Here is a 17,671-nt window from a genome sequence, read left to right as displayed (position 1 = left end):
CAAACATGAGGTGATAGAATATGAGAATTCAGGAGATTGCGGATACAACCGGATTAAGTAAAAAAGCAATCAATCTGTATGAGAAAAAGGGATTGCTGCAGGTTATACGGGATGAGAACGGCTATCGCTGTTACACACAGGAGCATGTCCGTATTCTAATGCGGATAAAAATATTGCGAAGAATGGATGTTTCGCTTGCGGATATCGAACAACTGCTGCAGGAGAAAAATATGCAGCTGCTGGATATGCAGAAGGAACAGCTGGAGAAAAAGCTTGCGCAGTGTGAGCTGCAAAATCTTTATATGCAAAGAATTGCAGCCTTACTGGAGGAAGAACATACAGAGCTGCTTCAGTCTGCGGATCGGGAAATGGAGGAAGCATGGGAAGAGGTTCAGGAACCGCAGCCCGATAAGCGCAATGTTTCTTCATTTATTGTTGTGGAGGTCATGCTTGCGACGCTTCTGCTTGATAATGGAAATATGTTATATGCCGTGATTGGTGCCATGCTGCTAGTTCATGTGTTTTATGTTATTGGGAAAGCTTCCTCCTGTCTGGAAAGTCCACTGGACTATTTGCTTTATATGGGGATACGGAGGGTACGTACCCTGTATACAAAAAGGAGAGTGTGCAATGAAACAGATCACACTGAATAAGGTAGGCTATGCCTATGATACGGAATGGATTTTAGAGGATTTGAATCTGACGATACAGCAGGGAGACGGGTGTATACTGCTGACCGGGAAAAACGGAGCAGGAAAGAGTACGCTGTTAAATGTAGTCTGCGGTTTTCTGCCGCCGGATTACGGGAACCTTTCACGAGGTGGAATGACAATTGGATATCTGCCATATGAACATCCTCTGTATCGCCATTTAACCGTATTGGAAAATCTGCGATATTTTTACCGCTGCTTTCATGGCAAAAATCTGGATGTGCAGGACGCAGCTGTACAGGAGGTTCTGCAGGCACTGTCGATTGATTATCTAAACCAGCGCATGGACCAGTGCAGCTCCGGACAGGAACAGAAGGCGGGGATTGCCTGTATTCTGCTCAGCAATGCGGATATGATTATCATGGATGAGCCGTTTGTTGCCATAGATGCGAAAAGCAGTGAAGGTCTGTGTGAGCTGATTTCAAAAAAGTGTGAGAACACGGTATTCCTGATTACCAGTCATACCTCATCCGGCATTTTGCCTGTTGTGAATCGGCTGCTGGCATTGGATGGTCACCATCTGGTTCTGGATACGAAAGACCATAGGAAAATCATGCAATATTTCCAGCCGGAGGAGGATGCTGTATGATTCGCTATGAGCTGCTTCGTATGCTTCGCAACCGAAAATGGAAGTATCTGATTCCTGCCGCTTTGCTTGCCTATATCTACATCAGTGGAGTAAGCAGCTTTACGGTGACAGAGGGCAGTATATATCAGGATCAGCAGATACAGGCTGCAGCATGCTTGGTATCCTTTCTGTTTCTCAGCATTGTTTATCAGATTGCATGGGAAGAAGAACCACCGCTTTCCTGGCAGGTGCTTCTGGCTTTTCCCCTTACCTGCCGTAAAAGCTATCTCTGCAAATTGTGTATACTATTGCTGTTCCAGCTCCCTGCCGCTGCTATCGGTATTGGTGTTTATGCAGTGATACAGAAAACAATCGCATCGCCTTTTCTCACCTTTCTGCTCTGTATACAGCTGCTGTATCTGACAGGCTTTCTTTATGGCTGCTATAAAACCTCACAGGGCTATCTGGCAGCCATGGGGACCATCACGATTATCAATGTTACGAAGCGACTTGTTCCTGTTTTTATCATCTTCTGTATGTTGAATGGTAAAGCGTGGAGTGCGGCGTTTGCCATTCTGTGGCCGTTGATATTGCTGTTCTGTCTGAGTGTCATCATCGGATTATGGATTCTCCTTCCGGTATGCATGCGGCGTAAGCTGCATCAGGAAATGGTTTTGAGCAATCTGTTTCCCAATCTGAAATTCACTCCGGGACAGCTGATGCTGATGCAATACCGGAAGGGTGCAGATCGGCTTTTGCAATTTATCTTTCGCAAATGTGACACACACAGCCGTTCCTACTGGAAGAGGTGCGCTGTTATTGAGGTAAGCATAAAGCTGCATGCCTTCTCTTTTGCATTGCTTCTCTTTTTCCTGGCATGGTTCATGATAAGCCTGAATTTACTGATACTGATGGCAGCTGTGATATGTCTGCTTCATGTAATATACTGTCTTTGCTTGGAAAGCAGAACAATGCATGCTGTCTGCATAAAGGATACCGGGCATATGCAGAGAAAGAGGAGCTGAACTACACAAAATAGCGGGAGTAGGTATAATGTGTTAACTGTAATCAGCTCCTGCTTTGTGCAATAGATTCAACCGTTAAAATCCATGACCGTATTATTGTCAATTTCCGGTTCTTATTTACCTTGTTTTTCATCAAAGACAAAAGGATCAGTTTCATCCTTTGTGATGCACTGATTCCTTTTTGCTCTCATGATGATACGACCTGTCCATTTAAAAAGAATTGGTGGCACTGTTTTAGTACAGAAAACACTGCATGTAAAACAGCCCAAGAAATAAAACCAGACAGGGATATTCTATGGTAAATCATATTGCTGAAAATGATGAATCCTGTCTGTCAGGTCTATTTTGTTACCCCGACGGCTATACTGCTGTGAAATAAACACGCCTCGATATTGCAAGCTCTCATTTCTTCCTTTGTTTATATGTTCTCTTATATAGCGGTTTTCCTTATGATATGTCCGCATAGCATAAGGGCGGTGTACTTTCGTCATTCTCCTGCTGCTTCTGTATTGACATCCACTATTATTTTAGCTATGATATACATGTGTTAGTTAAACGTTTACGTAAAGGAGGTGTCGATGTGGAACAGCATAAATATAATATTATTGATATCGCACGTCTGGCGCAGGTGTCCACCGCCACAGTTTCCCGTGTGCTGCATGAAAAGGGCGGTTATTCCAAGGAAACGGAGACCCGTGTGCGCAGAGTCATTGCGGAATGCGGTTTTCAGCTTAATAAAAATGCACAGGGCTTGCGGACGCAGAGAAGCAGGAATATCGGTGTTATCGTACCGGATATCACCAATGAATTTTTTGCGAGAATCATCCGTTACCTGGAACTGTTCTTTCTCAAACATCAGTATTCTGTTTTGATATGTGATTCCCATGAGGATATTGAAATCGAACAGCTGCATATCCGCAATCTGAAGGAGCAGCAGGTAGAGGGTATCATTTATATCTCAGGAAGGAATGCAAATCCGATACAGGAATCCGCATTTTCCATACCGATCGTCTATATTGACCGAAAGCCGGAGGATGTGCACATCTTTGTACATTCCGATAATCGGCAGGGAGGATATCTTGCTGCCAGAGAATTGATCGAAAAGCAGTGCCGCAGCATTCTGTTTTTAAGAGATCAGAAGAAAGCGTCCACGATTCGGCAGAGAAGAAGCGGCTACCTGGAAGCGCTGGAAGAAGCGGGGATAGCATTTCAGGAATCCTGGGAAATCATGACGAAAAGCGATTATGCCAGTGTATTCAAAACAGTCACTAACCTGCTTATGCAGAAAGGCTGCTTCTTTGACGGCGTGTTTGCGACCAATGACAATATGGCACTGGCCTGTCTGCACGCATTGCATGCACAGCATATTCAGGTTCCCGATCAGGTGAAAATCGTCGGCTTTGACAATGTCTCCATTTCACAGTTCTGTCACCCGGCACTGACTACGATTACACAAAATACAGAGCTGATGGCGGAGGCGGCAGGAGACGCGCTGTTGAAGCGGATTCATCATGAGCTGGATAAGCAGGAATTTATCATACCGGTTTCTCTTTGTGTAAGGGAATCAACCTGAGCTCACGTAGGTGAGCTTTAAAAAAAGAGGATACGTAAACGTTTACTTGAAGGGGATATACGTATGAAGCCTATGTTCAGTCCGTCTCTCATGTGTATGGATTTATTGAAAATCAGAGAACAGATTCAAGTTCTGAATCTGCATGCGGATTTTTATCATATTGACATTATGGATGGTCATTTCGTAAAGAATATTACATTATCTCCGGATTTTGTCAAAGCAGTAGCCCGCGTCAGCAGGGTACCGCTGGACTGTCATTTAATGGTAACGCATCCGGATGACTATATCACCATGCTTGCCCAGGCAGGAGCCACCTTTCTTTCGCCGCATGCAGAAACCATCAACACGGATGCCTTTCGTATTCTTCATAAGATTCATGAGCTTGGATGCAGGACCGGTATTGTTTTGAATCCGGCAACTCCCCTGTCCTATATCCGGCATTATCTTCATTTACTTGACAAAATCACCATTATGAGTGTTGATCCGGGCTTTGCCGGACAGGCTTTTATTCGCGAAATGCTGGATAAGATAAAAGAAGCGAAGGCGCTTAAGCTGCAGCATGGCTATCGGTATCTAATCGAAGTGGATGGCTCCTGCAATGCAGCAACCTTTCAGGAGCTGCGTCAGGCAGGGGTGGAAGTATTCATCGTGGGAAATTCCGGTCTGTTTCAGCTGGACGATAATTTGCATGCGGCATGGGAAAAAATGCTTGCGCAGTTTCATGGGGAAATAGATAAAACTCAGCATTTGCGAAAACAGCTGTAGAGGCAGACTGTCATAAAGTCAGCATGCAGGCAAAATAAGCAGAGGCATCCATGTAAAATGGGAGCTTCTGCTTATTCTGTAGTATCATTTATAAAGTCATTTACAGCTTCGTCTTGCACAGATATGTATGCTGTGAAAAATGAATGAGTGCAATGTCATATATACAGCATCATGACAGCAGCACCTTTCCATAGCCATCTATAAGCATGTTTCTTTCTGATATCCATACATATCTCTATCGCTGCGGGAACTGAAAATCCTGCAATGCCGTATTCATAAAATCATGAAACGGCTTCATTGCATGAAACAGGGTGCAGGCCAGTGTGAGAAACTTCTCGCGGTCTTCCACCTCATTATCCATGAGCGGATATTCAAGACACCAGCTTTTGTGGCAGAGATAGGAGGCCATGCTGTGGTCAGGATCATACCCCTTGGGAACACGCTTCAGCTTTGTCCCTGTAATTGTGAAGTGATCCTTAAACGAAGGAGCTTCGATAATGGCGGAAAACTCTTCCGGCTTTGCGGCAATCGCATCACGCATCATGGCTGTTGCGTCCTTGAACATATCCGCGAACAATCCTCCTCCCAGAAAGCTTTGATTATCCGGCATTAGATGAATATAATATCCAACCGGTATGGGAAGCTTCCCCTTTGCGGAAATATGTGCGCGAAATGCAGGCAGATACGGAGTTTTATCTTTACTGAAACGGGTGTCGCGCACCTGTTTGAAGGTCAGCTCTTTCGGCGCAAAGCCGTTAATGGAGGAATCGAAGCATGCAATGCGCTCCATCAGCTCCTGTAAAAGCTCCTCAAACTCCGCTTCTGCTTCCTTCCGCAGCTCCTTGTGACTTTGAAACCAGTCCCGCTGGTTGTTTTTCTGTAGCTGGCGCAAGTATTCCATCATAATAGACATATCAGGCCACCTCCTTTGCATTCTGTACCTTTTTCATGACCTCTGAATCCACCAGCTCCCTTAACAGCTGTTTGGCGTCCATTGTACAGCGAAAGGCAGGCAGCTGATCGAAGCTGTCCATAATCTCCTCCAGCTCCTCCATATGATCACAGAATTCATTCAGAATCCGCTTATCCAGTGTTTTCAGTCTGCTGTATTCCAGATTCTGCGGCTCAAGACGGTGTGTCATAACTGCGTAGGGAATCCGCTTATCACACTGACAGAATCCATTGGATACTGCTCCGCAATAGGTGCTTAAAAAAGAAGCCATGCGCTTTCTTGCCCGAGATAAGCGCTGCCGGTATGCTTCCGGAGTCATATCCAGAATTTCTGCGGCACTTTTACTGTCAATGTGAAACATAGTCCCGAGAATGTAAATGCAGCGATCCTGCGGCTTCAGGCATTGCAGCATGACATTGGTACAGGAGAGCTTCAGCTCTCTTGCGGCCTCCTCCCTCGTACATCCCGTCAGGGCTTCTTCTTCATCCGGCACATAGCTTGCCCGCAGATCATTTGCATAAAAATCAAAATCCAGGGGATGCGCTGCGAACATGCTTCTTTTTACATCCATCAGATAATTCACAGCGATACGATACACCCAGGTTTGAAATCTGCTTTCTTTGCGAAAGGTGGAAATACTGGTCATAACCTTAATGAGGATTTCCTGAGCGGCATCCTGTGCATCCGCTATGGTTCCCAGCATACGCAGTGACAGATTGAATACCATATCCTGTATTTCTGTCAGAACCTCCTCCAGTGCAAGGCGATCCCCCTGAACCGCCTGATCAATTCGTTTGTTTAATTCCTCCTGCTGCATAATATCAGCCTCCTTTACTCTTCCTATAATTAGACGGAAGTGTGTGCACATTGTGACAAATTCTTACTCTTAGTGTAAAAGTATTCTGGAGAATGTCAAGCAGTCCATAGTCACATCTTATATCAGCCATACATTACAGGTTATAAAATTACGTAGTTTAAAGAATATCGGCTGCTTTATACAGATATAGAAGAGTAGCCGGCATAGATATTGGTGTCGATAATCTGACAGCAATTGCGTTTACGAGCGGACACCGCCCTGTGCTGATAAAAGGAAATGAAATAAAAGCAGTCAATCAATACTTTAACAAACAGATCGCACATTATCGCTCACTGCTAAGAACTGGAAAGAAGGATAGCAAAGGCATCCATCAAACAAAACGAATGAAACGTATCAGCGAAAAGCGAAATCGACGTGTAAAGGATATCCTGCACAAAGCATCAAGAAAAATAATAGATCTATGTGTGAAGGAAGGAATCGAAGTTATCGTCGTAGGGAATCATGCGGGTTGGAAGAAGCGTATCCATATGGGGAAGAAGAACAATCAGACATTTGTTCAGATACCGTTTCATACGCTGATCGAAATGATCAAATACAAAGGAGAAGCGGCAGGAATCAGAGTCGTGGTCTGTGAAGAAGCAATACAATCGAAGGCTAGTTCCATTGACGAGGATCAAATACCAGTCTATGGAAACGATGTAACACACACCTTCACAGGGAAAAGAATCAAGCGAGGATTGTACAGAAGCAAAAACGGCATTCTAATGAATGCCGATATCAATGGAGCAAGCAATATCATACGAAAAGTATATCCATGTATGCCAGAGCGAGAGCGATGGAGTAGAGGTACGGTGAACGTGCCAGTTACGTGTATCTGAACACGAACAAAACGTTTTGATGGATGTGTAAGCATTCATTAGAAGCCCCTGCTCTTTAGCTGGCGGTAGTTCACGCACTCAGCTTATGCTTTGTCACAAAGCTGATCGTCTGGATGATGACCATCAGAGACAGGAAGCTGAATACGGAGATCAATGCATTCTGTGTAATCACACCGGAGGCAATCACAACAGAGCCATCCAGGAAGAACAGAATCACACTGACCTTTAGGAATTTAAAAACATACTGAATCAACAGCGCTATGACATCCGTACCTCCGGTTGCACAGGCGTGGTTTAAGGCGATACCGATGGCAGCCCCAACCAGCAGTCCCCCGAGAAGACCGGCAACCGCCAATTCCAGAAGCGGATGGATATCCAGAAGGAACTGTGTTGTATGAATGGAGGGAATTAATTTCATAAACAGCGGTGTTGCCAGTGTAATATACAACGTTTTGATACCAAAGCTTTTCCCCAGTACGATGGTGGATAAGATCAGCAGCGGTATGGAGATACAAAGAGACATCGTGGAAACCGGAATACCGAATACGGTGGAGCAAACCAGGGAAAGACCGGTAATACCCCCCGGTGCCAGTCCGGTCGAGGTGAAGAAGAAATTAACCGCAACAGCGGTAATGGCAGCAGCAAACGTGATCCATCCGTAATCCTTCACCAGTGTCAGGATGGAGCTTTCTTTAAAAGAACTCTCAGCGGGAGAGTTCTTTGTATTATTCAAGACCGTATTTTTCTGCTGCTGCATCGATTGCGGCTCTGCATTTCTTCACACCAGCTGCTGCTCCATCTGGATCCTTGAAAATAGCACTGGACAGAACGATGACATCCGGATTGCATTCAATCAGCTTGTCCATATTATCGGCACGAAGACCACCGTCAACCGCCAGCTCACATTTTGGATTTTTCTCGTCAATCATCTTGCGTGCACGCTGTACAAGATCAATGGCACTCTTTCTCCATCCCCAGTTGTCTTTTCCATCGGTTTCATCTACACCGTGTGTTACGATGTGCAAACGGTCAATATCATAAATGCTTTCCTCAACGAAGCATAACGGTGTATAGCAGCCCAGTGTCAGACCAACCTTGATGTGGCGTTCACGGCACCAGTTGATGATATAAGCCAGTTGTGCGCCGATAAAGTGCTCCGCAGGAATGATCAGCATATCTGCTCCCGCCTCGTCAATCTGTTCGATGAACATTCTGTCCATACTAACTGTATAAATGTGACATTCGATCGGCTTGTCTGTCTCCGGACGAATACCCGCGATAATCTGATGACCACCCATCAGCTTCATGTTTTGAAGATCGTGCATGTCAGCTGCGTCAGAGTGAATATAGTCAACTCCGGCATCACTGACTTCCTTAACCAGATCCGCAATTCTTCCATAATTAACGTGTGCAAGACCAGCTGCAATTTTGATATGTTTCATAAGTAAGTTCCTCCTTCTTTTCGCACCCTTATTGTACGCTACTTCGCTGAACTTCCGCAATCGCAGGATGTGGAAACGCCATCCGTATCAATAAGGCAATTTATAAACATTGCTGTAAGAAATTACCACATAGAAAAGGCTGCGAAAATAACAGTGAAATGATTGTAATACATGCAGGAAACAGGTAAGATATACTTGTAATAAATATTTCATCAGGAGGTATGACATATGTTCGGATTTAGAAAGAAAGAAAAGAGCAGGGAGGAGCTTCTTGCTGTTGTGGACGGAACACTGATTCCGATTGAAGATGTAAAGGATCCTGTATTTTCTCAGAAGATGATGGGAGACGGCTTTGCCATCGCTTCTACAGGTGATACCGTATATGCATGTGCCGATGCAGATATAACCATGCTGTTTCCCAGCAACCACGCAGTCGGTCTTACTTTGAAAAACGGTATGGAAATTCTGATTCATGTCGGAATCGATACGGTAAACGAAAACGGAAACGGCTTCACCTGTCTGTGTGAGCAGGGGAAGCACGTGAAAAAAGGTGAGCCGCTGTTGAAAATGGATCGTGAATATCTGTTATCAAAGGGATATGATCTGAGTGTTATCGTCATTTTCACAAATAAAGACAGCTATGCAGAATTCCGCAGAGAGGAGCCTGTCGAAGTTAAGGGTGGAGAAAGCGTCGCAGTAACCTATACACTGCCATAAAAGCGTGGCGGCTTGTAGACGGTATCACTTCAGGGGACATAAAAAGGGAAGTATGATTTTATTGTATATCAATAGAATCACAGCTTCCCGATTTTCATTTACACAGATAGTGTTATTCAACAGCTGTACAGCCCTTGTGCTGTATTCCATTTAGCGTTTACAGGGCTTTTTCGTTTCATCGGAAATGCACCTGAAAACAGAGGATATCGTTTCTGTGCTTCCTATGCATAAGCTCCTGCGGGCAAGGGAATATGATTTATTCCTGTGCTGCCGATTTAAAATTATAAGGATCGTTTTTCACCTTGTAATATTCGCGAATCACATCCTTTAGGCGCAGAATGTCGTAGTCATGCAGCAGGGAATTGACCTGCAGTATGGTGACATCTGTATGCAGATTGAGCTCCAGTGTGCTGATGATCAGATCAATATCACTGATATCGCACTCATAAATGGAAAAGAAGGTTTCCTGGGAGATGATGTCGATTTCCGGTATCTGGGCACTGAGCTTTCTACGCAGCAGATTTCCGGCTCCCACACCGCCGTGAGCAACTAATATGGTTTTCAGCGGCTGCTTCATATTTTCCAAAGAGGCTGCCAAGTGTAAGGCGAGAAAGCCGACCTCATCGTCACTCACATTACAGTGGAAATGCTCTTCTATAACGGAAACGCTGTTTCTTGCCACCTGAAAGGTACGTTCATAAAGCGTATGTATTTCCTGCATCAACGGGTTTTCATTGGGGATGCCGTGACGAAAACGGATAATGGCAGGACACAGGTGGTCATATACAGACTGGCACAGTGCTTCATCCCGGTCAAAGGGCAGATGCAGCTGTTCGCTCCAGGAGGTAAGCAGAGCATCACTCAGCATACGCGCTTCCTGTTGTTCCTGTTCACTGAGATCGCGGCTGTTTTGCAGGGCGAGAAAATAGACCTGCAGATAGCGTATTTCCACATCCGGAATCTGCAGCCGGTAATGATTGGCCAGCCGGTCGCACAGCTCGCGTGCTTCTTTATAGAATGGCTCCTTTCGCAAATCCTCGATGAAGGAAGTCGAAAGATGGACAATATGGCGATCTTGAATGCGCAGATAGGTGACAAATGCTCGCAGCAGGACAAGCACCATGGAGGGAAAGGTCAGGGAATTGATATACGGATTGCCCCAGCGGAGAATACAGCCGGTAAAGTCCTTGACCTCGTCATCGGTAACCTCCAGCCCGGGAAATACATAGGAGCCGTCACAGCGGTAATCATCCCGCCGTATGATATCAATAAACATTTGATAGCCATTGTCACGCAGCATCAGCTCCAGCAGAAAATTACGTATATTCTTTTCCTTGCCTTCCATACTGATTCCGTTGTTGTTCTTGCGATGCAATGCGATTTTGAAGGTTTCCAGATCCTTTGTCAAGGAGAGAATGTCCTTGTGAATGGTGGCACGGGATACAAACAGCTGTTCACTCAGCTCATAGATGCGGCAGCTGTCAAAGGCACTCAGCTGCATCCCGATAAAAATTTTACGTGCCTGTGGGGAATAATCGGCAAGCGTTTTATTTTTCTCCCGTACACTTTCCAATACGTGCAGCTTGTCCCTGACTTTACCGTCAATACGGATACCGACGCCGGTTTTTTTAATCAGCTTGAGGTTGTTTTCCTCGAGATACTGATCCACGATCTGGAGGTCATTGCGAATCGTCTTGTTGGATACGGCAAGCTCTTCGGAGATTTTATCAATCGTGATATAGGAGTCCTGCTTCAACAGAACATCCACAATTTTCATGATTCGTTTATTCATAAGCGTGCACCCTCGCTTTCACTTGCAACTATACGTGTGAAACGCTGTTCTGTCAAGAATGACAGCGGCAATTTCATGTGGAATTTATAACCATATAAGGAGGTATAACATAATGAAAACTATCTATGATACAGGAAAAAGAACGAGTGAGCTGCTGCAGGATTTAAAGCAGCTGGTGGAAATTCCGTCCGTCCGTGATGAACGCACTGCAGGTGCATCTGCCCCGTTTGGCAAAGAGATACGGAATGCAATGGATGTTTTCCTGCAGATTGCTCAGCGGGAGGGCTTTAGCGTCCATGATTTTGACGGCTATGCTGTAGATGCCCGACTTGGTGAGGGAGATGATTATATCGGCGTGCTGGCTCATCTGGATGTGGTGGAAGCAGGAGAACGCTCTCACTGGCACGGCGATCCCTTTCAAATGCAGGAGATAGACGGTATGCTGTACGGCCGGGGAGTCAATGATGACAAGGGACCGCTGCTGGCAGCTTTATATGCAATGGCCCGTATCAGGCAGGAAGGTCGTACACTGTATCATCCGATCCGCCTCATTGCCGGAGGGGCTGAGGAAACAACATGGGAATGCATGGAGCATTATTTCAAGCATAACCCGCAACCAATCTTCGGCTTTTCCCCGGATGGCAACTTTCCTATTGTCAATGGAGAAAAGGGGATTTTGCAGGTACGCTTCCTGCTGAATGCAGATTCGGATATCAGCCTGCACTGCAAGGAGCGTCTGCATATCGTCTGTGATGATTTACAGGTGATTGTTCCCAAGGGCAGTGATGTCAGCTTTGTTGAGCGTACCAATCTGATTGAGGTTATGCAAGATGGCATAAAAATCACCTATCGTGGTGTACGTGCACTTTCCCGCAATCCGCAGCGCGGGGATAATGCTATTTTCAAATTTGTTAAGGATTTTCACGGACACCTCGATCAAGCAGGCTCTCTGTATCCGATGGTGAATATGATATACGAGAATTTTCTTGATGATTTTTACGGTAAGAAAAGCGGTTTGTATCATGAGGATGCTGCCATGGGCTGCGGCTCTGTTTGTTTGATGTCGCTGAATACGCAGGATGGACAGCTGGAGCTGTGTGTCGATGTGCGTTATGTGCGGTCAACGGATGAGCAAAGCCTTCTTCATACTTTACGCAAAACGGCACAGCATTATGGCTGTGAGCTTGAGGTTTTACGCCATAAGCGTCTGCTCTACGTCGCAGAGGACAGCACTTTGATTCAGAGTCTGAAAACAGCATATCACAGGGTTATGAAGGAAGATGCTGCGGTGTTTACCAAGGGGGGAGCCTCCTATGCCCGCGTTCTGGAGCACGGGGTGGCATTTGGTGCGACCTTTCCTGATGAGGATCCCCGCCCTCATATGCCCAACGAATGTATGCCTGTGAAGTCGCTGTTAAAAGCGAGTGACATCTACTATGAGGCACTTGTGGAACTGGCATGTACAAAAAGGTGATGAAAAATTACCACAATAATAATGAATTACCGTAACTCATTGCATTCTTTTTCAAATTGGCGGACATGCTAAAATGAAAGCGTAAACAAAGGAGGAACAAGCTATGAAAAACATTCAGGCAAAACTTCAGACATTTGCCGGGGCAATGATGGTTCCAATCATCCTGCTTGTGCTCGTTGGTTTCTTCGTGGGTATCGGTAGTGCATTTACAAACTACATCCTGCCGGAAGGAAACATCCTGTACAATCTGTTCACCATGATCACCAATCTGGGATTCATGTTTATGAACAATCTGCAGCTATGGTTCGCCGTGGCAATTGCCTTCACTCTTGCCAAGAAGGAGAAAGGATGGGCAGCATTTGCGGGACTGATCTTATTCTTCTGCTTTATGAGAGGAATTGAAGGCTGGGCTGCGCTGGAAGGATGGACCGCTGAAACCACGACTGTTGACGCACTGGTAAAAAGCGGTTATACACAGCAGGCTGCCTTGAACTTCAATGCTTTATGGTCAAGCTCTTTGGGGATTTATTCATACAACATGGGAATCTTCTCCGGTATTGTTACCGGTCTGATTGCTGCAGGACTGCACAACAAATTCGTTGATACAAAGCTGCCGGCAATGTTCGGATTCTTCGCAGGAACAAAATTCGTTATTATTATGGTCGCTCTTGCTTCTATTCCACTGGCAATCGCATTCTATTATGTATGGCCGTATGTCGCAGGTGCTCTGCAGAGTATCACCGGCTTCATCCGTACAAGTGGTCTGCTGGGAACCTTCGTGTTCGGTACACTGGATAAGATGCTGCTGCCATTCGGTATTCACCATCTGATTGCATTCCCGATCGAATATACAAAGGTCGGCGGTACGATGATGATCGACGGTGTGATGTATGAGGGTGTTAAAAACATTATCAACGGTCAGGCTGCAAGCGCAAGTGCAACCGGCTATATCACAAGAAACTTCACCAACGGACGTCTGCTGTTCCAGCTGGCTGGTCTGCCGGGTGCCGCGTTTGCTATGTATCGCTGTGCAAAACCGGAAAATAAGAAGAAGGTAGCATCCCTGCTGGTGCCGTCTGTCTTCACGCTGGCAATGGTTGGTATTTCAGAACCGATTGAGTATACCTTCCTGTTTGTTGCACCTGCACTGTACTGGCTGGTATACGCTCCATTGTGCGGTCTGTGCTATGTCGCAGCGGAAATCACAAATATTTCCATCAATGGAACTGCGCTGTTCTTCATGATTCCAAACCTGTTCCAGCCGCAGAAGGTACATGCCATGAGCGCATTGTGGCTGCTTCCTGTAACCTTTATCGTATACTACTTTGCATTCAAATTCGCAATTACGAAATTCAACCTCAAAACACCTGGTCGTGATGACGAGGGTGAAATCAAGCTGATGAGCAAAAAAGAATACAATGAAATCAAAAACAGCGGTAAGGACGAAGCGAATGTCTCTTCCGCACCTGAGGATGCACTCGAGGTTCGTATTATTGAAGCTCTTGGGGGAGCGGACAATATTGAAACCGTAACCTGCTGTGCCAGCCGTCTTCGTGTTACAGTCAAGGATGATTCCCTGATTGCACCGGATACAAGCTGGAAAAATTATCTGGAGGCTATCGGCGTTGTACGCGGAAAGAACTCTGTTCAGGTAATATATGGTGTTCGTGTAGTAAATATTACAACAAAAGTAAAGGATTATCTGCATTTAGACTAACCATAATAGAGGAGATGAGAAAATGGCAACCATTGCAGGAGGAGTCAGTATGAAAAGAAGAGATCTTATCCGACAGAAAAACAAGCTCGCAAAAACAGGCGGTTTCCGTTATATCCGGTATGCGAAGTATGCGTGTGTTGCCATGGTCGTATTGTTTCTGGTATATGTAGGCGGTCTGTCAAACCTGAGTGGTAAATCCTACGAAGATCTGATCAGTAAAAGTCCGATCGTGATTACCGGCTTTATGATCTGTACGGCCAATCTGTATGTCTGGTATGTACTGAAGCATTTTCTGAAGGATCTTGCGGTTCCTCAGCATGTGGAAAGCATACGTGTAAATCTGCTGCTGATGACGATTGGACAATTCATTCTGATGAACTTCATCTCGGCAGTCCTGATGATGCTATCACTGAGAAAATATTTTCAGTGGAATACCTTTTCTGTAAAGAATGCACTGAAGGAAATAAGAAAAGAAGGACAGCTGTCTGTACTGATTGTAACAGCACTTGTACTGATACTCTTCATCTCTCTCGTATTTGGTATCTATTTCTCTATTCGTTAGCTGTACAGCGGTTCCCGGTGATGTGGGAGCCGCTGTTTTTCAATTTGTGATAACGCTTATACAGCGTTTGTTTAAGAAAGGGGATGAATGAATTTCTTACGATACAAAAACGAAATGGCGGAGCACTGCGATGGCTGCCATGAAACAACTATAGTGAAAGTATTCTGCTTCACAAATATTTGAAGAGGTGCTGCATGCGGTCCTCATCTGATTGATGTATGGGATTTGAAGCAGGCATATCCTGTATCTGATATTCAGGCAGAAAATGGATGTAAAAAATACTGTTACAATACATGGGGGCTTCTGCGTAATTCAGGAGCTGTAGATTTTTTTGGGATATACATAAAATGGTAATAATTCACTTTTGAATTCCTTGTAATATACGCTATAATGGTATAGGTGAAGGAATATGAGACAGATTGCCAGAAAACAATTTAATTCAATGCTGAAGCATATGGTTTCCTATCCGCTGATTTGCATTTACGGACCGGATGGCTTTGGCAAGACAACAGCAGTTGCTGCCTTTCTGCATAATCGAAAGGAAAGGTGCTGCTGGATTCATATGCATAAGAAAAATCGTAAACAGCTTGGGGGAATTTTTGAGAAAAGTATAGATAGCGGCAGCTATGATATCATCATACTGGATCAATATCGCAATCATATACTGGACAGACATATCATGAAGGTGTACGAACGGAGGGAACATAGCTGCAGGATTATACTTCTTGCATCAGGAATTCCCTCTTTTTTTAATTCAGAGCTTTATAGATGGACGCTGCTGATCCCTACGACAATGCTGCGATTTCAGTTTGCCGATATTCAGAAGCTGGCAGCTGTGAATCAGATTTGCATTGATGAACGGGAAGTGCGGGAAATTCTAAGAGTTACCTGCGGATGGACCATCGGTGTGCATGCACTGCTGGAGGAATATGGAGCCGTACGCACTTTGAATCCGGATTTGCAGCTGTATCCGTTGTTTGACGTATATATATACCGGCAGCTGAATCAGGCACAGCGGCAGAGTCTGGCTGTGCTGTCTGTTCCCGAGCACTTTAATATCCAGCTCATTGAGGCTTTATGCGTGGATACCGGAATCATGAAAATATTGACCTGGATGATGAATTTCCACTGGTTTGTGCAGGTGGACAGAACTACACGCCTCTTTACCTACTCTCCTGTATTTCGTGAGTTCCTGTATGATAAATTCCTTATGTATGAAAAAAATCCGAGTCATCTCTATCGCAAAATTGCCGATTATTACGAAAGCAGCGGTGATATCCTCAATTGTCTGCGTCAGCTTTATCTTTTGAAGGATTATAAAAAAATACTGCAGCTGCTGGAATTATACGAAAGCAAAAACTTTGCAGATTATGATACTGAGTTAATGCGGAATATCTATCAGATGGTACCAATGGAGCTGTACGTGGATTATCCATATGCATGGCTGCATGCTATTATGGATAATTTCAATAATCTGCAGGATATATTTTATGGAAAGCAGCTGCTGGAGGGCTTTCTACATGCGCTGCATAGCGGAAGCCTGCATGAGGATGAGAAGCTGCTGCAGGGGGAGGTGGAGCTGATTCTGGCATATTCCCGCTATAACAATCTACATGAGATGAGCCGCTATTTTAAGCGGTCAAAAACTCTGCTGCGTAATCAGACCTCACGAATCAGCAATCCGGAAATCATATCAACCTTCGGCAGTCCGCACAATCTGTTTTTATATCATCGAAAACCGGGAGATATCCAGAGAATCGTCAATATCCTACATAAGGACCTGCATTACTACTTTGAAATTACCAATAACTCAAATGGTGGTTTAATGGAACAGTCATCCGCTGAACAGCAGCTGGAAAGCGCCCGCTTTGCGGAAAGCATACATACAGCATGGGAAGCATACTACATTGCCGAGCATTACCGTCAGAAATGGATCTGTGTATCCTCGCTGTTTACAATTGGAAGAGCCGCATATCATCTTCGTGATCATACATTACTGCAATTTGTTCATCAACAGCTGGCTGCTCTCCGGGAAAAGGTGATCCTGCCGCCGCTTCTTTCGGAAATCGATCTTGCACAGGCCTATTTATATATTTTATCCGGTGAATATGAAAAAGTTGCTGAATGGATCCAGGAGGGGAGAAAAGGAAATCTGCTTCAGGGAGCTACCCTGTATTCTTCTATTGTTTACGGCATGTATCTGATAAAGATTCGTAATTATGCAAAGCTGCGTGTTGTGGCATCCCTGCTGGAAAGTCAGGCGCATGAAAGAAAGCAGATGTTTGGAACGATATATGCGCTGTTGTTCTATTGCATATTGCTGGAGGAGGAAAATCATCAGGAACAGATCGTAGAGGCTGTTCATCACATAATCGAAATCTGCCAGCCGGATGGCATCATGACAGTCATACTGGAAATTGGAAAGGATGTATTTCTTTCATGCAGCGACAGCTGGAGATGGAGAAAGCTGAAACAGCTGCTGGAGGAGCATCGCGATTATAACAGCTATGGGCTGACAGAAAGAGAGCTGGAGCTGGTAAACTATGTGTTAAAGGGATATAGTCGAAGGGAGATGGCTGAGGCCAGCGGATTAAAGGAGAATACGGTCGCATCGTATATGAAAAGGCTATATCGCAAAGTAAAGGTTCACAGCCGCAAAGAGCTGTTTATGAAGTGATT

The 17,671-nt window shown here is 45.0% G+C and carries 16 protein-coding genes; 11 read left to right on the top strand and 5 right to left on the bottom strand.

Annotated elements, in window-relative coordinates:
- Positions 1-20 precede the first annotated feature (20 nt).
- The 5 genes from ACG3M1_RS21260 to alsE all read left to right on the top strand — a co-directional run bounded on the left by ACG3M1_RS21260 (position 21) and on the right by alsE (position 4,641).
- Positions 21-653, top strand: a complete 633-nt coding sequence (locus ACG3M1_RS21260; RefSeq protein WP_008816411.1) for a MerR family transcriptional regulator — start codon at positions 21-23, stop codon at positions 651-653.
- Complete coding sequence (locus ACG3M1_RS21255; RefSeq protein ID WP_009588403.1) at positions 631-1,299, top strand: ABC transporter ATP-binding protein; 669 nt, start codon at positions 631-633, stop codon at positions 1,297-1,299. Before ACG3M1_RS21260 ends, ACG3M1_RS21255 begins: the two co-directional genes overlap by 23 nt.
- A complete protein-coding gene (locus ACG3M1_RS21250) occupies positions 1,296-2,303 on the top strand; it encodes a hypothetical protein (protein WP_008816413.1) in 1,008 nt (335 codons plus the stop codon). Before ACG3M1_RS21255 ends, ACG3M1_RS21250 begins: the two co-directional genes overlap by 4 nt.
- Positions 2,304-2,883: 580 nt before the next feature.
- Positions 2,884-3,876 (top strand): LacI family DNA-binding transcriptional regulator, encoded by a 993-nt coding sequence (locus ACG3M1_RS21245; RefSeq protein ID WP_008816414.1) that lies wholly within the window; start codon positions 2,884-2,886, stop codon positions 3,874-3,876.
- Between the two features lie 63 nt (positions 3,877-3,939).
- A complete protein-coding gene (alsE, locus tag ACG3M1_RS21240; RefSeq protein ID WP_008816415.1) occupies positions 3,940-4,641 on the top strand; it encodes a D-allulose 6-phosphate 3-epimerase in 702 nt (233 codons plus the stop codon).
- 235 nt (positions 4,642-4,876) lie between these two features.
- Here the strand turns inward: alsE and ACG3M1_RS21235 are convergent, their stop codons facing one another.
- Both ACG3M1_RS21235 and ACG3M1_RS21230 read right to left on the bottom strand, forming a co-directional pair.
- The gene (locus tag ACG3M1_RS21235; protein WP_008816416.1) at positions 4,877-5,554 is read right to left on the bottom strand and encodes a DUF2461 domain-containing protein; all 678 of its coding nucleotides are present in this window, start codon (positions 5,552-5,554) and stop codon (positions 4,877-4,879) included.
- A 1-nt stretch (position 5,555) separates the two neighbouring features.
- The gene (locus tag ACG3M1_RS21230; RefSeq protein ID WP_002606231.1) at positions 5,556-6,410 is read right to left on the bottom strand and encodes an RNA polymerase sigma factor; all 855 of its coding nucleotides are present in this window, start codon (positions 6,408-6,410) and stop codon (positions 5,556-5,558) included.
- 164 nt (positions 6,411-6,574) lie between these two features.
- On the opposite strand from ACG3M1_RS21230, the gene ACG3M1_RS21225 reads away from it, so the two are divergent.
- Positions 6,575-7,288: a transposase gene (locus ACG3M1_RS21225; protein WP_227761520.1), complete on the top strand. Its 714-nt coding sequence runs from the start codon at positions 6,575-6,577 to the stop codon at positions 7,286-7,288.
- 70 nt (positions 7,289-7,358) lie between these two features.
- On the opposite strand, the gene ACG3M1_RS21220 is transcribed toward ACG3M1_RS21225, so the two are convergent.
- Positions 7,359-8,045 (bottom strand): YitT family protein, encoded by a 687-nt coding sequence (locus ACG3M1_RS21220; RefSeq protein ID WP_002606229.1) that lies wholly within the window; start codon positions 8,043-8,045, stop codon positions 7,359-7,361.
- A complete protein-coding gene (locus ACG3M1_RS21215; RefSeq protein ID WP_002606228.1) occupies positions 8,014-8,730 on the bottom strand; it encodes a ribulose-phosphate 3-epimerase in 717 nt (238 codons plus the stop codon). The genes ACG3M1_RS21220 and ACG3M1_RS21215 overlap by 32 nt, the downstream gene beginning before the upstream one ends.
- Positions 8,731-8,958: 228 nt before the next feature.
- Here ACG3M1_RS21215 and ACG3M1_RS21210 point away from each other — a divergent pair, with 228 nt between their 5' ends.
- Positions 8,959-9,447, top strand: a complete 489-nt coding sequence (locus ACG3M1_RS21210; RefSeq protein ID WP_008816418.1) for a PTS sugar transporter subunit IIA — start codon at positions 8,959-8,961, stop codon at positions 9,445-9,447.
- Positions 9,448-9,703: 256 nt separating this feature from the next.
- Here the strand turns inward: ACG3M1_RS21210 and ACG3M1_RS21205 are convergent, their stop codons facing one another.
- Positions 9,704-11,239 carry a BglG family transcription antiterminator gene (locus tag ACG3M1_RS21205; RefSeq protein WP_008816419.1) on the bottom strand — a complete coding sequence of 512 codons (1,536 nt, stop codon included), beginning with the start codon at positions 11,237-11,239 and terminating at the stop codon, positions 9,704-9,706.
- Between the two features lie 112 nt (positions 11,240-11,351).
- On the opposite strand from ACG3M1_RS21205, the gene ACG3M1_RS21200 reads away from it, so the two are divergent.
- The 4 genes from ACG3M1_RS21200 (at position 11,352) to ACG3M1_RS21185 (ending at position 17,669) form a co-directional block, all read left to right on the top strand.
- Positions 11,352-12,713, top strand: a complete 1,362-nt coding sequence (locus ACG3M1_RS21200; RefSeq protein WP_054344388.1) for a Sapep family Mn(2+)-dependent dipeptidase — start codon at positions 11,352-11,354, stop codon at positions 12,711-12,713.
- 103 nt (positions 12,714-12,816) lie between these two features.
- Positions 12,817-14,430 (top strand): PTS transporter subunit EIIC, encoded by a 1,614-nt coding sequence (locus ACG3M1_RS21195; protein ID WP_008816421.1) that lies wholly within the window; start codon positions 12,817-12,819, stop codon positions 14,428-14,430.
- Between the two features lie 49 nt (positions 14,431-14,479).
- Positions 14,480-14,992 carry a hypothetical protein gene (locus ACG3M1_RS21190; RefSeq protein ID WP_224720924.1) on the top strand — a complete coding sequence of 171 codons (513 nt, stop codon included), beginning with the start codon at positions 14,480-14,482 and terminating at the stop codon, positions 14,990-14,992.
- Between the two features lie 409 nt (positions 14,993-15,401).
- The gene (locus ACG3M1_RS21185) at positions 15,402-17,669 is read left to right on the top strand and encodes a response regulator transcription factor (protein WP_161129181.1); all 2,268 of its coding nucleotides are present in this window, start codon (positions 15,402-15,404) and stop codon (positions 17,667-17,669) included.
- Positions 17,670-17,671: the final 2 nt, after the last annotated feature.

It is taken from the genome of Clostridium sp. 10cd*, assembly GCF_044336395.1.
GTDB lineage: Bacteria > Bacillota_I > Bacilli_A > Erysipelotrichales > Erysipelotrichaceae > Clostridium_AQ > Clostridium_AQ innocuum.
Note: the sequence above shows the minus strand (reverse complement) of the source record. Positions and strands in the feature narration are given on the sequence as shown.

Bases quoted from the DNA above. Each gene is read 5' to 3' on its own strand.
- ACG3M1_RS21260 (WP_008816411.1), top strand. From the start codon at position 21: ATGAGAATTCAGGAGATTGCGGATACAACCGGATTAAGTAAAAAAGCA.
- ACG3M1_RS21255 (WP_009588403.1), top strand. From the start codon at position 631: ATGAAACAGATCACACTGAATAAGGTAGGCTATGCCTATGATACGGAA.
- ACG3M1_RS21250 (WP_008816413.1), top strand. From the start codon at position 1,296: ATGATTCGCTATGAGCTGCTTCGTATGCTTCGCAACCGAAAATGGAAG.
- alsE (WP_008816415.1), top strand. From the start codon at position 3,940: ATGAAGCCTATGTTCAGTCCGTCTCTCATGTGTATGGATTTATTGAAA.
- ACG3M1_RS21235 (WP_008816416.1), bottom strand. From the start codon at position 5,554: ATGTCTATTATGATGGAATACTTGCGCCAGCTACAGAAAAACAACCAG.
- ACG3M1_RS21230 (WP_002606231.1), bottom strand. From the start codon at position 6,410: ATGCAGCAGGAGGAATTAAACAAACGAATTGATCAGGCGGTTCAGGGG.
- ACG3M1_RS21220 (WP_002606229.1), bottom strand. From the start codon at position 8,045: ATGCAGCAGCAGAAAAATACGGTCTTGAATAATACAAAGAACTCTCCC.
- ACG3M1_RS21215 (WP_002606228.1), bottom strand. From the start codon at position 8,730: ATGAAACATATCAAAATTGCAGCTGGTCTTGCACACGTTAATTATGGA.
- ACG3M1_RS21210 (WP_008816418.1), top strand. From the start codon at position 8,959: ATGTTCGGATTTAGAAAGAAAGAAAAGAGCAGGGAGGAGCTTCTTGCT.
- ACG3M1_RS21205 (WP_008816419.1), bottom strand. From the start codon at position 11,239: ATGAATAAACGAATCATGAAAATTGTGGATGTTCTGTTGAAGCAGGAC.
- ACG3M1_RS21200 (WP_054344388.1), top strand. From the start codon at position 11,352: ATGAAAACTATCTATGATACAGGAAAAAGAACGAGTGAGCTGCTGCAG.
- ACG3M1_RS21195 (WP_008816421.1), top strand. From the start codon at position 12,817: ATGAAAAACATTCAGGCAAAACTTCAGACATTTGCCGGGGCAATGATG.
- ACG3M1_RS21190 (WP_224720924.1), top strand. From the start codon at position 14,480: ATGAAAAGAAGAGATCTTATCCGACAGAAAAACAAGCTCGCAAAAACA.
- ACG3M1_RS21185 (WP_161129181.1), top strand. From the start codon at position 15,402: ATGAGACAGATTGCCAGAAAACAATTTAATTCAATGCTGAAGCATATG.